At 34.6% G+C, this 15,245-nt stretch carries 13 protein-coding genes, 3 tRNA genes and 1 pseudogene; 6 read left to right on the plus strand and 11 right to left on the minus strand.

Annotated elements, in window-relative coordinates; translation table 11 throughout:
• Positions 1–55: 55 nt before the first annotated feature.
• From BN853_RS07250 to mgsA, 3 genes are read right to left on the minus strand one after another with little or no spacing between them, the layout of a single operon-like run.
• Entirely contained in the window at positions 56–1,588 is a 1,533-nt protein-coding gene (locus BN853_RS07250; RefSeq protein ID WP_030005297.1) for a hypothetical protein, read from the minus strand.
• A 48-nt stretch (positions 1,589–1,636) separates the two neighbouring features.
• Complete coding sequence (locus BN853_RS07255; RefSeq protein WP_030005298.1) at positions 1,637–2,179, minus strand: cyclase family protein; 543 nt, start codon at positions 2,177–2,179, stop codon at positions 1,637–1,639.
• Positions 2,180–2,202: 23 nt separating this feature from the next.
• On the minus strand, positions 2,203–2,607 hold the full coding sequence (gene mgsA, locus BN853_RS07260; protein ID WP_030005299.1) for a methylglyoxal synthase: 405 nt from the start codon (positions 2,605–2,607) through the stop codon (positions 2,203–2,205).
• Between the two features lie 1,230 nt (positions 2,608–3,837).
• Between mgsA and BN853_RS07265 the strand changes: the two genes are divergently transcribed.
• Positions 3,838–4,701 (plus strand): tyrosine-type recombinase/integrase, encoded by an 864-nt coding sequence (locus BN853_RS07265; protein ID WP_030005300.1) that lies wholly within the window; start codon positions 3,838–3,840, stop codon positions 4,699–4,701.
• A 14-nt stretch (positions 4,702–4,715) separates the two neighbouring features.
• On the opposite strand, the gene BN853_RS07270 is transcribed toward BN853_RS07265, so the two are convergent.
• The 3 genes from BN853_RS07270 to BN853_RS07280 form a co-directional block, all read right to left on the minus strand.
• The gene (locus BN853_RS07270) at positions 4,716–4,955 is read right to left on the minus strand and encodes a helix-turn-helix domain-containing protein (RefSeq protein ID WP_030005301.1); all 240 of its coding nucleotides are present in this window, start codon (positions 4,953–4,955) and stop codon (positions 4,716–4,718) included.
• A gap of 171 nt (positions 4,956–5,126) precedes the next feature.
• A tRNA-Trp gene (locus tag BN853_RS07275) sits at positions 5,127–5,201 on the minus strand.
• A gap of 47 nt (positions 5,202–5,248) precedes the next feature.
• Complete coding sequence (locus BN853_RS07280) at positions 5,249–6,175, minus strand: hypothetical protein (protein WP_030005302.1); 927 nt, start codon at positions 6,173–6,175, stop codon at positions 5,249–5,251.
• A gap of 137 nt (positions 6,176–6,312) precedes the next feature.
• Between BN853_RS07280 and BN853_RS07285 the strand changes: the two genes are divergently transcribed.
• Together BN853_RS07285 and BN853_RS07290 are read left to right on the plus strand one after the other, a co-directional pair.
• Positions 6,313–6,388: transfer RNA gene (locus BN853_RS07285), tRNA-His, on the plus strand.
• A 63-nt stretch (positions 6,389–6,451) separates the two neighbouring features.
• Positions 6,452–6,525 (plus strand) — tRNA-Gln (locus tag BN853_RS07290).
• A gap of 714 nt (positions 6,526–7,239) precedes the next feature.
• Here the strand turns inward: BN853_RS07290 and BN853_RS07300 are convergent.
• Positions 7,240–8,541: an alpha-amylase family glycosyl hydrolase gene (locus BN853_RS07300; protein ID WP_030005303.1), complete on the minus strand. Its 1,302-nt coding sequence runs from the start codon at positions 8,539–8,541 to the stop codon at positions 7,240–7,242.
• A 133-nt stretch (positions 8,542–8,674) separates the two neighbouring features.
• Between BN853_RS07300 and BN853_RS07305 the strand changes: the two genes are divergently transcribed.
• Positions 8,675–9,778, plus strand: a complete 1,104-nt coding sequence (locus BN853_RS07305) for a phospholipase D-like domain-containing protein (RefSeq protein WP_030005304.1) — start codon at positions 8,675–8,677, stop codon at positions 9,776–9,778.
• Between the two features lie 14 nt (positions 9,779–9,792).
• Positions 9,793–10,494 (plus strand): SOS response-associated peptidase, encoded by a 702-nt coding sequence (locus BN853_RS07310; RefSeq protein ID WP_030005305.1) that lies wholly within the window; start codon positions 9,793–9,795, stop codon positions 10,492–10,494.
• A gap of 23 nt (positions 10,495–10,517) precedes the next feature.
• Here BN853_RS07310 and BN853_RS07315 read toward each other — a convergent pair whose 3' ends face one another.
• Both BN853_RS07315 and BN853_RS07320 read right to left on the minus strand, forming a co-directional pair.
• Positions 10,518–10,727: a hypothetical protein gene (locus BN853_RS07315; RefSeq protein ID WP_030005306.1), complete on the minus strand. Its 210-nt coding sequence runs from the start codon at positions 10,725–10,727 to the stop codon at positions 10,518–10,520.
• Positions 10,728–10,817: 90 nt separating this feature from the next.
• Positions 10,818–12,035, minus strand: a pseudogene (locus tag BN853_RS07320) (BaiN/RdsA family NAD(P)/FAD-dependent oxidoreductase); the annotation flags it as partial.
• Positions 12,036–12,220: 185 nt separating this feature from the next.
• On the opposite strand from BN853_RS07320, the gene BN853_RS09235 reads away from it, so the two are divergent.
• Positions 12,221–12,613, plus strand: a complete 393-nt coding sequence (locus BN853_RS09235) for a DUF2085 domain-containing protein (RefSeq protein ID WP_427909983.1) — start codon at positions 12,221–12,223, stop codon at positions 12,611–12,613.
• On the opposite strand, the gene BN853_RS07330 is transcribed toward BN853_RS09235, so the two are convergent.
• Both BN853_RS07330 and BN853_RS07335 read right to left on the minus strand, forming a co-directional pair.
• Positions 12,602–13,771, minus strand: coding sequence for an MFS transporter (locus tag BN853_RS07330; RefSeq protein WP_030005309.1), 1,170 nt, complete (start codon positions 13,769–13,771; stop codon positions 12,602–12,604). The two genes, BN853_RS09235 and BN853_RS07330, sit on opposite strands and share 12 nt — an antisense overlap.
• A gap of 62 nt (positions 13,772–13,833) precedes the next feature.
• A complete protein-coding gene (locus BN853_RS07335; RefSeq protein ID WP_030005310.1) occupies positions 13,834–15,177 on the minus strand; it encodes a dicarboxylate/amino acid:cation symporter in 1,344 nt (447 codons plus the stop codon).
• Positions 15,178–15,245: the final 68 nt, after the last annotated feature.

Genomic DNA, 15,245 nt, shown 5'->3' on the forward strand with positions numbered 1-15,245 from the left:
TATTATAACTTGTTTTATCATCAAATAAAAGAAAAAAGGGTAAAAACCCTTAATTTTAGAACCATTTTTTCTTGATGTAATAAATACTGATACTGGCTAGTGATATCGCAGCTAACGCAATAACAACCGCAGGGATATAGTCAATTTCTTTTTCTACCATTACTTTCGATTGATAAGTCACGCCATCAAGTAAGAAACTAAAGTAAATGTACTGATTTTCATGTTTACTGCCATACTCGGCCTCATTTAGAAGTATCTCTACTTGAGTGATGTCTTTATTTCTCGTTTTTAACTCTCTAGTCAAAAATGAGATAATTTCTTCTTTGGTCATTTGATCGACTTGCGTTCGTTTTAACACAAGATTAGAGACATCAAAGGTTGGACTGACGTCATCAATTACTTTGATCACAACCTCTTTACTAGAAAGGTTATTTGATTGGTCTTCTGCGGTAATTGTGATGACGTGATCACCCAATTGATGTGTGTAGTTTGATAAATCATAATGAACAATCAAATGGCTTTCATCATCTACTAAATCCACTGCCTTATAGAGTTTTTTAATCTCCTCAATAGTTTTTACTTGTTCCGATAAATAAGCAAAAAGCACGCTTGGCCCTTTAATCTCTGGCTTGGTTGTGTCTTTAATGCGAATTGATACTTGTTTTTTAGTTACGTTGTTTGACAGATCCGTTAAACTGAGTTCAATCATATAATCGCCTAAACTGGTTTTATTGCCTGAATAGGTGTCTTTTGAAAGGACTAAATTACTGGTTAATAAGGTATCCACATTATCTGATACCACGTACTGGCTAATCAAAGACTCAATCGATGAATCATCGACATTTAATTCAATTTCAATTCGATCACTGCCAGTAATCACTGGCGAAGTTAAATCAACTACCTTAACGTACATGTCATAAAAACTTTGATTATGCCGTTTGTCTTTGACACCAAATTTCACCAAAAACTCACCAAGCTTTGAGGTTCTTGTGGTAAACGCATCCGATAAGACTTCAATTGAATCGGTTAAATCACCATCCACATTATCGTTTGCGCTTAATTGATTTTTAAGCTGTTCTAGATTGACCATTTGATCGTAATCAACCAAGAAGACGCCTTGATCAGTTGTGGTATTTTTATAATAATCAAACCCTTTAAAATGACTGAATTCACCTTTATAGATAACAAAGTTTAACCCACTTTGTGCACTTGCCGGGATGTTTGTTAAGTAAAACTTCTCGTCTGGCGACATCATATTGGCGTAATAGAGCGTTGATGAAAGATCTTTTTTAATTTCCATGTCATTAAAACAATACGCATTATAGTCATAACAAAATGTGTAGGTCCATTGTGATTTAATCTTGTGTTCGTCACCCATGAATGCCTCATCAAATACCATCGTGTAAAGCCCCTCTGAATCCGCAGGAATTGCTTCAACAAAACGAAGCTTATCCTCTTCAACTACTAAATTACTAAATCCCGTCACTTGCTCGTCTAGTTGATGAAGGTTGCCCTCTTCATAGGCCATCAAAGAACAACTAAACAAATACATAAACAAACTTAAAACGATTACTGTTACTTTCTTCATAAAAAATCACCTCTATTCGTATAATAGAAGTGACTTTAGAAAATTACTTTAAACTTGTGCAAATAAACGAATCAAAGAAGAATCGGCTTCAATCTTTAAAGGGATCGCAAAAATGGTAAATGAAGGGTACTTCTCTAGCAAATGGAGATTAACTGCATTTTCTACAATAAACACATTGTTTTTAAATAACAACTTATGCAGTGGGTAAGGCGCTTCATCGATTGAGTCTTTATCAATGACAATTAGGTTGATTTTCGATCGAATCAATTCTTTGATAAACCCCTCACTGAGTGTTTGATTTTTCATCGGTATCACAACAATTTGTTCGCCTTTAGGTTGATAAGGTTCTTTTGGATTAACGATTCTCGCTTTTCCATGAAAGCGATCGAGTGCGTAATCACAAATGTTTTTCTTCGATCCATCCATGTGTTTCGGACCATCAATGTGTGTGCCTGCGTGCATGTTGATGCTTAGCTCATAATTATTAAACCCATCTTTTTCAATCGAGGCAATCTGTTGTAATTTAACCCTAGGATCACCCGGGTACGATTTTAACTCATTGTTGATAACCAAAGACAAATCAATTAGCATTCTTCATTCACCCTCTTTGTTGTTTATTCGTCTTTTCTTAAATGAAACTGATTTTCAATTTGTTCTTCTTCAAGCGCTTTAAGCATGATTCTTGCACTACTTAGGTTTGTGGCTAGTGGTATTGCAAAAACATCACACAAGCGAAGTAATGCCGATACATCCGGTTCGTGAGGTTGTGCGGTGAGTGGGTCTCTTAAAAAGATCACCAAATCAAGCTGTCCATCGGCAACCATTGAACCAATTTGTTGGTCACCACCAAGTGGCCCTGATTTCATTCGTCTAACGTCTAAGCCCGTATGCTCAATGATTAACCGTCCTGTTGTCCCAGTCGCAAACAATTGATGTTTCTTTAAAACGTTGACAAATGTTTTAGCTAACTCAATCATCAAATCTTTCTTCTTATCGTGCGCAATTAATGCAATCTTCATACAATTCCCCCATATCTTAATAATCTACTTTCATTATGACACAAACCAAGATAAAAATATAGTCTACTTAAATAATTACAAACATAAGAAAAAGAGAGTGACATCGTTATCGATGTATCTTAACTAACAAAAAAAGCCGACCTAATCGACTTTTTTCCATCCTAAGATGCACTCTATTAAATAGAGTCCGGGACTGGTTACCCCTGTGATGTCATTTTAGCGTTAAAAACGACAAATGTCAATCCTAATAAAAAAAGAAATCCTCAGATCACTGATGATGCTCATAATTACTCCTGAATAAATCCAATTTCTATCACTTAGATGCATTTAGACTCTATTCAAAAATAACTCATTATACCAAATAAAAAAGCCACTAATTTCTAGCGACTTTTTAACATCTCTTGTGAGACTAATTCCCTCGAAAGGGTCTTGGGGCTGGTTACCCTGGCATTTAAATTTTATTATAACTATAATCGTATGTCAATAATTATATTCGCCTGTATATCTAAATTCAGATTAAAGTTTCAAAATGAGCAGTTAACAACTATCTAAAAGAATAAAAAAAAATTGCGCGAAAGAGTCTCAGTGGTTAAACAAAGAAAAGAAAAGCCCCTTTCAGAACTTCTCTTGATTGATAGCCATATTCACTTATGGCTAAATTCGAACTGCTTATCACTAGGCGACCTAGCAATCTTAAAATCATAATATTCTTTTTTAAAACATTTATCAAACAATGATATATTTTTCAGCATTTTTAGATATCCCTACATTTACCCATTTATCTTCATAAAAACGAATACAATAGAAAGAAAAAACAAATCACCTTATCGTATTTCACGTAAAATAGTTGATGTACTGGACCAGTGTTTCTAATGTGTCAATAGCGTTTTGAAAATGGTATAGATCCACTAGTGTATAAAAATAGAGAATCAAAAAAAATAACTAAAGATGACCTAGATAAATACAATAAAAAGAGAAAGAAACGATATAAGGGCTTAAACAGATAAAAGAAAAAAGCCCCTTTCGGAGCTTTTTTGATTGATAGCCATAATCACTTATGACTAAATTCGAACTGCTTACCACTAGGCTAACCTAACAATCGCAACATCATATTAATACATTTTAATCCATTTGTCAAACAGTATCATTTTTTCAACCTTTCTAATGTATTCTTATATGGGGATATTTCGCTACCATAAGGACATTAAAAGGAAAAAGGGAGAATTAAAGATGACAATACAAGAATTAGTTAATAATCAATTGAGCAATATTAGATTGAACCAATCAAAAAGACCATATAAGCATTATCAAGCACACCTAATGCATTTTAAAAAATGGTGTGATAATAACTTAATACATAATACTGATGATATCGATGAATTAAGATTGATAGATTATATAAATGAGCTTAAAGAAACATGTCAAAATATTACAATTAACAAGAGAATTGGAATACTAAAAAGGACTTATATTACTTCAGGTATAAATTTTGATTTTTTACACTCAATTAATAAATTCAAAGAGACTAGGACTACATTTGATATGGTTGAAATTGACGATATTAAAAGAATAAGAAAACATCTGATCTCTTTATCTGATGATAGTAATAATCTTACAATTAAATGTTTGGTACTTCTTTTGATTGATACCGGTTGCAGAGCTTCTGAACTTATCAACATTGAAAAAAAGAATGTGAACATAGACACTCAAGAAGTCTTACTAACACGGACAAAAACAAAGCAAAATAGAGTTGTATATTTCAATCAAACAACATGCAAAGAGATAAAAAAAATGATTGGCATAAAAACCAATCATAAATACTTAATACATAATATTGCTAATGATAGAACAATTAACTATTTTGATATAGATTGGACTATGAAGTATCTTAAAAAGACTTTAAATATTGAGAAACTTCATGCTCATATGTTTCGGCACACATTAGCTTCAATACTATTGGAAAATGGTGCAGATATAAAATCAGTACAAGAAATCTTAGGTCATTCAAATCTTGAAACAACACAAAGATATATACATAGTCGAAAAGACCATGTAAAAAAAACATTTTTTAAAAACTTCAATGTTGATAAATAAAGAGGGCAACCTCTTTATTTTTTTATTGGTTCATCTAAGACATCAGACATGATCACTTTGTAATGAGTCTTGAAATCTAAAAGCTCATTAGGTGTACAATCAAACAATTTGCACAATTGGAAAATTTGATTTGTATTTAATAGTGATAAGTCTTTTTCTAAACGCCAATATTGAGCTTGTGATAAATTCATTGTCTTTGCTACATCACGTTGTGAAAGGCCCTTCTTTTCTCTAAATTCTTTTAATTTATTCATATGTATACCTCCGTATCTATGAAAATAAATAAAAAATTCATTGACACTTTTAACGTGTCAGTATATAATCAAAGTAGGTTGACACACTAAACGTGTCGCAATATATCTAAATAAACCTGGGATTTCACCAGGTACATATTATTTAATTAACAAAAATCTGCTAATTTAAAATGGCAGGGACAACAGGATTCGAACCCGTACTAACGGTTTTGGAGACCGCTGTGCTACCGTTGACACCATATCCCTATAAAAGCGTGCACTAATAATATAGCACACGTTTTATTTTTAAGCAACTATTTTTTATCGTTCTTATCTTGTTTTTCAGGTTCGCCTAATGACTTCGAATTGAAGTTTTGTTTCACAGGTTCTTGTGTTACAACTTTTGTTTCTTTACCAGGTGCTGGTTTTGGACCATATTTAGAGATTTTTTTGTTACCAAATCGATCTCTACCTCTAAAGAACATCAAATATGCAATGATAATGACTAAAACAACATAAATACCCATGTTACGCCACAAGACGCCTTGGAATTCTGCAAACGAATGCCCATCACTTTCTAAAATGCCCAAATCAAGTAATTCCGCTGACGAAAGTGCTTTGTCATCGTCATTAAAAACGACGCCATTTAAGTCTAAATATTCTTTTGAGGCAAAAACACCACTCGTTTGATCAAAATCATAAAGTAACGTATCAATACGTTCTTCACCTTTTTCTGGCTTTTCACCAATCAAATATAATTCGACATCAAGAATGTCTTGAATGTTTTCTTGTCCTTCATAGATTTTATTTGGATCTAATGTCGTAATGTACCATTTTTTTGATAACGTATTATCCATAAATAATTCAACCACTTCAAGTTCATCTTTGGTTTCAACCAAATTCTCAAGTGACACTTTTAATAATAGTCCATCTTGTTCACTATAACCGGTTAAGTGATCAATTAAAATGACAACTGAATTATAATCTCCAGAGCTCATAACAAACATGTTTAAATTAAAACTTCCGGTTGCTGTTGTAACTTTCTCACTTAATAGCGCGTCTTGATAATAATATTTACTGATTTGTTGAAAATATTCATACTCACCTTTTTCAACCGCTAAATCACCATATTTAACAATGTGTTTTGATTGCATATCGATGGCAGAAAAACCATAAACCGTATAACCAATCATTAGGACTGCAAGCCCAAAAAATAATCTTCCTAAAAACTTCAATGACATACACCTCTTCTTTACCATTATAATCATACCAAATTAACACGCAAACACAAACTCATTTTTAGACTTATGAGAAAAAAAATATATTTCCCCCTTTACAAATGTTTAAAATAATGTATAATAATATTTGCGCATAGATGGCGGTTGTGGTGAAGCGGTTAACACACCGGATTGTGGCTCCGGCATTGGAGGGTTCAACTCCCTTCAGCCGCCCCATGCGAAAAAAATCAAATTATGGATTGATTTTTGATTTATTATTTGTTAAACTGTTTAACAGTTAGGCCCATAGCCAAGCGGTAAGGCAACGGACTTTGACTCCGTCATCGTAGGTTCAAATCCTGCTGGGCCTGCCATACCAAACAGATAACGACTTGAAAAAGTCGTTTTTTTTTATATTGAATCGTACACCCAAATTAAAATTTCTACAGTCAATCTCATAATACCCACTAAGAATGAATCTAGACGACATAAAATTACATGCATCCCAAACATTTTGATTATCAAACCTTGAAAAACAACATTTTTTGTTGTATTATTGTAGTGTAACGTATCAAAAAGCGAATTAAGTTTCGATAATACGTTACATTTTTTTTCGATTTTTCTCATTAGTTAATTCATCAATACTATATCAGGCTTACTAAGATCTAAATCAACGGTTACACCAAACAGATAACGACTTGAAAAAGTCGTTTTTTTTCATTTTGAATCGTACACCCAAATTAAAATTTCTACAGTCAATCTCATAATACCCACTAAGAATGAATCTAGACGACATAAAATTACATGCATCCCAAACATTTTGATTATCAAACCTTGAAAAACAACATTTTTTGTTGTATCATTCTAGTGTAACGTATCGACACACAGAATTAAGTTTCTGTAATACGTTACATTTTTTTTCGATTTTTCTCATCAATCGATTCATCCATCCTTTCATCAATACTATATCAGGCTTACTAAGTTCTAAATCACCTGCATAACAAACACAGCGACTTAATAAAGTCGTTTTTTATATTTTTAATGTAATAAAAAAGCCAGATGCTTTAAAGCACCTGACTTAATATCTACTATACGTTTTTCTTTAATGCGAATAAGACCATTGGTTTTTCAGTTAATTCGACTTTTCCGTCTTTTACTTCAACCGAATTAGGGTATAGAATGTTTTGATAAATGCCATCGACTAAATTGACTTTCACTTCGCCTTCAACATTACCCACATTAAAAATACCAACCGTCATTGAATTTTTATTCTCGTAACTCACCACAGCCGCTTCGAGGTCTTGTATGTGAATGTTAAATATTCCACTTTGGAATAATGAGTCTTTCTTTAAATGTGCCATGCGGTGAATCAAATTACGTATGTCTAAGTTTTTTGGAACTTTCATATTGACTTTATCAATTTCAAATAGATCCGGACGCTTGCTAACACCGTACTCTTGACCCGCATAAATCATCGTTGCGCCCTTTAAGAAATAGAGTAACCCGTTGATATTTAATAAACGGTGCTCATCCTTTATGTAATGTGCCACACGTTCTTGGTCATGATTCTCTAGATTTCTAAGTTTGACGTAATTTTTAGGATACACGTATTCTTGACGAATCATTTGATTTAACCAATCATTGAGTGGTATCTCACCTTTTAGGTAACCTAAATACTCATCGTGAATGTCATAGTCGTATAAGATATCAAATGCTTGATACGTTTCTGAATCACTGGCCGCATCAAATCCGTTATCTCTAATGTACTTAATAAAGCCACCGTGAACCGATTCAGACAACCAAATTAAATCTTTGTTTACTTTTTTAACTGCAGCTCTTGCGTGAATCCAAAATTCCATCGGAATGAGTGGCGCAACGTCGCATCTAAACCCATCAACACCCATATTTGCCCAATATACAAGTGTTTCAATTAGATAGTCCCATAATTCAGGATGATTAAAATCAAGATCCGTAATGTCCCACCAATCGCCAACTTTTCCAGCTAATTTTCCATTTCTTCTAAAAAACCACTCTGGGTGTTCTTCTAATAGAACCGAATCGAATGATGTATGGTTAAACACCACATCAATCATGACTTTCAAGCCTTGTTTGTGTGCTTGTTCAACTAAGGTCTTAAATTCTTCAATTGTCCCGTGGTCTTTATTAATTGCACGGTAGTCCTTAATGGAATAAGGGGAACCTACACTTCCTTTACGATGTTCAATTCCAATCGGATGAATTGGAAGTAAATAGATGAAGTCCATTCCTAAGGTTTTGATTCTAGGTAAGTCTTCAATTAATGAAAGAAACGTGCCTTCCTTTGTATGCTGTCTTAAAAAGATTTGATAAAAATTAAGACTGCGCAATGTTACTTTAGTATCTTGTGCCATAATTTCACCTCTACTCTTATTATACAATGTTTTTGAGTTTTTGCGAGGCTAAAAGACGTTTTTAAAGCACAAAAAGAAATCAAACAAACGCATTTTGTGATAAAATTGAGATAAAGACACGGGGTGCATCCACATGAATACTCAAATCACACTCTTAAAAGATGGCAAAAACGCGTTTGATGAAATCATTAAATCAATCAACGAAGCCAAAGAAGAAATTCTCATCAACATGTTTATTTGGCGGGATGACCTCATTGGAAATGAAGTCCTTGATGCCGTTATTAACGCCCTTTTACGCGGTGTCAAGGTAACGATAGACAAAGATAAATCCAGTGAATTTTTAGAAAAAGGCGAAGAAACCAAACAATCAATGTTTCATAAAAAACATACGGTATTTGGCTTAATAAAGGCCTATTTTGTCGGTATCTCACAAAATAAACCTAAGCCAAAAGGCTATCGACAACAACGTAATTTTAAACTTGAAGCCATTATGTCTCACAAGAATTTAACGTTAAAGACCAGAAAAAATAAATACGACCATTCTAAGTTTTATCTAATTGATCATCACGTTTTATTTTTAGGCGGTATTAATATCGAAGACAAAGAAGTCACACACGATCTTGCGAAAATGGTTTATCATGACTATATGATCAAGATCACCGAACCCTCTTTAATTACGCTATTTAAAGAACGTTTTTACGGTAACAAATCACGAACTTCTTCTGTCTATGATTTTATTCTTAACCATAAAAAGAAGAAAGAAATTAGACCATCTTTTTATGAATTGATCGATAACGCAAAAGAAGAAATCATCATTACCATGGCCTACATGGGGCACAAAAAAACAATTGAAAAACTAAAAGCCGCCAATCAAAGAGGTGTCAGTGTCTCGATTTTAACTTCAAATGAAGCAAACCTGCAAGACCACATCAACAAAAAAATGCTTGCTTACTTGTTTAAACATAAAAAAGACAATCTTTCGATTTACTTATCGTCTAAAATGATTCACACCAAGCTTTTGATCGCAGACAATCAGGTGACCCTTGGTTCTTCTAACATGAACCGGACCGCTTATCAAAAATTAGATGAACTCAACTTTTATACAACCGATCAACAAATTAGAGATCAACTGATTAAAGATCGTCATTTTGAACTTACCTACTCAAAAGAAGTTTTAAGCCTAGATGACTTAATCTACCCTAAATTTAAAGCATTCATTGAATCATTAATCGTTTAAGGAGACTAACTATTATGTGTGGACGTTTTACCTTAACCTTAACTAAAGAAGAACTCTTAGGCTATTTAAAAAGACAATTTGACATCGATGAACTCAGACAAGAATACATCTTACCTAAGTTTAACATCGCACCAACACAAAATGCACTTTGCGTCATCTTTGATGGTCATAAATACCGTGCAGGCAACTTATCGTTTGGATTAACAAATCTTCTATACAAAGAGAACAAAAAGAAGCTTCTAAACGCACGCAGTGAAACAATCTACGAAAAACATGCCTTTTCTCTTCTTATCACAAAGAAACGCTGTCTAATCATTAGTGACGGTTACTACGAGTGGGATTCAAATAGACAACCTTATTATTTTTTAACTCAAGAAAAAGAACCCCTCGTCTATGCCGGTATTTATCAATCACATAAAGGCATAGATGGTAAACTCATCCATGAAATGGCTATTTTAACTAAAGAAGCCACCGATGACCTTAAACACATTCACCAAAGAATGCCTTTGATACTATCGAAGGCTCAACAAATTCAGTATTTAGAGAACCCAACGTCTAATCAAGCATTTTTCAATCAAACGTTTCTAATTAAAAATGAAAAAAAACTGGATTATTACCCAGTTTCTTCACTCGTCAATAGTTATTTCAATGATAACCCACTTTTAATCGAACGAATCATGCCCATTGGTTATGACAACGACATCACAAAGAAATGAACACACTTAATGTGTGTCTTTTTTTATGAGGTTTTATCAAGCATTTTCTCAACTTCATCGATGCTTATCACGTAATCAATCAAATACGATGAGATGACAAAAACAATCAAAATGGTCAAATTCATTATTAACGTTAATTTTAAGCCAAGTTTGGTTTTTGTTGGACTCTTAATCAATCCAACGGTTGTTAATATGACAGCTAGGCCATAAATGACGTACACTTCGGTAGACATAGTTTCACCTCTTGCTAGGATTCCATATAAACCAAAAAAAGAAGTCAAACAACATGCAAAAAAAAGTGACGATTAAGGTCACTTTCTAAATCAATTCATTTTTGATGCAAAACGACCCGCCACAAATCCACTACTCCAGGCCCACTGAAGGTTATAACCCCCACATAAACCATCAATATCAAGCACTTCCCCACAAAAATAGAGCCCTGGAATCAAATTGGATTCTAAGGTCACTTGATCGACCTGATTGACCTTGATTCCGCCTGCGGTGACTTGTGCTTCATCAAAATCTTTTGAGGAGAGCACCTCAAATCGGTAATCGCTTAACACGCTAATCAACCGTTCTAATTCATTAATCGGTAGTTTTTCTACGATCGTTTGGTCGTTGATTTTCGCTTCTTTTAACACCGGATGGATTAACTTTTGATGTAATAATCCTTTCATCGATTCATAGACACTCAATTGCTTTAACCTCATAAATCGTTCAATTAATAACTCTTTATCGTAATCCGGAACCAAATTAATCGAAACAAACACCCGTTTTTGTTTTAACAACAACTCATTAGCTTTTCTTGATAAATCCAAAATCGTTGGTCCTGAAACGCCGTACTTAGTAAAGAGCACATCGTTTGTTTTTTCTAAAACGAGCTTGTTTTCCTGATAAAGACGGACCGTTGTCTCCATCTTAACCCCATCGGTTTCTTTTAAATAAGGACAGTCTAGGTTCAGCTTAACTAGGGCAGGAAACACCGGTGTTACTTCATGTCCGAAGGCTTCTGCAAACCCATACCCTGAACCATCAGAACCACTCTTAGGTAAAGCTAGTCCACCCGTTGCTATAATGACCTTGTCAAAAACGTTCGTTTGTCTTTGATTGGTTTTAACAACAAATGAATCACCTTTAAACTCAATTTCCTCTACCGTTTGTCCATATAAAACTTGAATTTTAAGGCGATGTATTTCACGTTCTAATGCCTCAGTGATGCTTCTTGCTTGTAGTGACGTCGGATAGGCTTTACCTTCTTTTTCAACACGAGGATAAATACCCAAGTCTTTAAAAAACTCTAAGGTTTGATCCAGCGAGAACTGATCAAAGATTGACTCAACAAAAAACGGGTGGTTATAACAATTCTTTGTCATTGTAACGTTCGTGTAGTTACAACGCCCGTTACCGGTGGCTAGAATTTTTTTACCCAATCGTTGATTTTTCTCAAAGATCGTTACACGACTCCCACGTTGACTCGCGGCAATCGCCGCAACCATCCCACTTGCGCCACCACCGATGACAACAATTCGATTTGACATAACATCACTCCTATACGATTCTAATTATAACATATCACGTCTTATGATATAATCAACAATAAGAGGTAATCTCTATGCACACACTCAAAAACTTATCAAAAACTGAATACAGTGTAATATCTGCCTACGTCATCCTATTTCCAGTCAGTTTGTTTTTAGCTGATTTTGTGTTTTTTAATCCCTTTTTTATGACTGCACTTACCACTTCGTTTCTACTATTTCTGATCACTGTTCTCCACTACGTACTTAAAAGACCTTATCTTCCAGGGGTCTTCTTTTGTCACCAAAACACGTGTCGAACGTTAAGAATTAAAGGTCACTACCTACCGATTTGTTCGAGGTGTACCGGGATTTATCTAGGGGTATATTTGAGTCTTCCTTTGAGCCTTCTTTACCAAGGACCACTTTTGATATTCTTGATGATTCCCTTGATTATTGATGGGTATCTGGTCTATCAAAAAAAGAAAGCCTCGACACATACTAGACGGCTTTCTACTGGTTTATTATTTGGCATCGGACTGATTTATTCTTATGCACTATACCATCAATTCTTATCCTATCTTGCAAGCTTAGTATTCTAAGCTTGTTTTTGTTTTTCTAAGAAATCGTTGAAACAAATAAATAATCACAATTATAACTAAGATCAAAAACAATGGGTAATACACAATGCCTATTTTCTCAAAGAGAAATCCTGCAAGTGGCGTTAATAAGCCAAAACCAATATAGCCAACCCCCATCTGAAGACTGATAATTTTTGATAACTTAGCCTCTTCAAAATGAAGCGAGTTGATAAACATCATGTTTGGAAACACCGGTGCACATCCAAGTCCAAAAAGGACCACAACAAAGAAATAATAACCCATCAAATCGACATCAACAAGCATCAACAATGCCCCTAAACTCATCAACGTTAAACCAATTGCGATTAAGCCTTTACTTGATAACTTATGACTTAAAAAACCACCACTTAATCTGCCTACCGTAAACGAAAGATAATAAGCCGTTGTAAAAATTGCAGCAAGCGAATAGCTTACCCCTTTTTCAATAAAAAAGTAACTTGCAATCCAAACGCCCGCTAAGGATTCAATGTGCACGTAAAATAAAAAGATAAAGATCGATTCAATCGCACCTTTTGTGTGTAGAATTTCTTTTAGCTTATATGACTTAATGACTGTCTTAGATTCGCTTTCTTCTTTAAACCATAATGGAAAACTGACCCATACAAAAAGAGAAATCAATACTAAAATAAGACCGACAACCACATAAGCCACCCGCCATGAACTCTCTTTAAGCGCATAAGCCATAATTGTAGGCCCTAAGGTTACTCCGACCCCATAAAACGAATGGAGGTAATTCATGTGTTTCGCTTCGTAATGCACCGCTAAATAGTGATTAAGTGACACATCAATTGCCCCAGCCCCCATACCAAGTGGCAAGGCAAAGAATAACAACTGATAAAACGAACTAACCTGACTCATGATAAGTAAGGATAGTCCCGTTAATAAAATCGAAATAAACGTCATTCGTTTGGTTTGTAAGACACGAATGAGCCTTGGTGCATTAAATGTGGTTAGTGTGGTAGCCACATAAACAAATACCGTCATTAAACCAAGCGTAGACAAATTAACATTTAAATCATTTCTGACCATATTCCAACCAGACCCTAAAAGTGCATCTGGTAACCCAAGGGCAATAAATGCCAAGTAAATCACAATCAATAATATCGCTTTTTTTCTCATCTCATAACCCTCACGAATCTATTATAACACCCTAAAAAAGAAAAAACCGATTGAAATCGGTTTTAATCTTCCATCACCACAGCCATGTTCTTCTTATCTTGATAAAACACATCTTTATCTAATTCGTTTTCAGATACTGCGGTAAGGGTGGCCGAAACCATTGTCCCTGTGACATTAATTGCTGTTCTTCCCATGTCGATAAGTGCATCCACACCAGCGACTAAAGCAATCCCTTCAATCGGTAAACCAACCGATACTAAGACCACCGTTGCGGCAATTGTCGCAATCCCAGGTACACCTGCAATGCCGATTGAGGCAATCGTCGTTGTGAATATAATCATTAAATAATCCGTAAAGGCCAGATTGATACCAAACGCATTAGCGGTAAATATCGCCACAACCGCTGGAAATATCCCACCACACGCATTCATACCAACGTTTGCCCCTAGTGGGCCCACAAAGCTTGCAATACGTTCAGATACACCCGTACGATCCGTTAACGTCTTTACCGTCACCGGTAATGTGCCATAAGAACTTTGAGTCGTAAAGGCAACCAATTGTGCCGGATAGATGTTTTTAACAAATTGAATTGGATCTAATTTTCCAACCACAACAATTAAACCAAGTTGTACCACGATAAAATGAACCACCATAATGCCATACATTAATAAAATATAAAAGCCTAAGGTCTTTAAGGTTTCTAAATCGTTTCTTGATGCCGCATGCGCCATTAACGCAAACACACCATAAGGGGTAAACTTAATGACCATTTTAGTGACTGATACCATGACATTAGAGAACCCTTCAATCACATTTAATAACGGTTCTACCTTATCTCTTCTTTTTCTTGATTCATAATTGATTCCAATCGCAATAAAAATCGAGAACAAAATCACCGGAATCATTTGGTTATTTGCCATATGACTGATGATGTTGTTTGGAAATAAATTTAAAATCACTTGTTCAATTGGTTGAATGTCTCTTGGTGTGTACGTAATATCTGAGACATCAAACCCCTTTCCAATGGAAACAACGCTTGCAAAAAGTAACCCTAATGCCGTCGCAACCGCCGTTGTCGACAACATCCAAAACAACGCCTTTGCAGACGTACTCTTTAGTTTATCAGAAGCGCCCATCGAAGTGAAACTTCGGATAATTGATACCGAAACCAATGGAATGACGATCATCGAAATTAAACGAACGTACAATTGACCAATTGGGCGTATCGTTGAGGCAACACTACCAAAGACTAACCCAGTAATTAACCCTAGTCCTAAAGCCGTTAGGACACGATAAGAAAACTTGATTTTCTTTTTTGACATGAAATTTAATAAAACAATAACGACAATCGTTACTAAATATAACAGCGCCTTTTCAACGCTATCAATCTTTAAGTTTACAAACATATAAATACCCTCCTATGCATTTATTAATTATATACAATTTAATATCAAACAATCAAATGATATCCATT

Origin of the sequence: Paracholeplasma brassicae, from assembly GCF_000967915.1 — a bacterium.
Classification (GTDB): domain Bacteria; phylum Bacillota_I; class Bacilli_A; order Acholeplasmatales; family UBA5453; genus Paracholeplasma; species Paracholeplasma brassicae.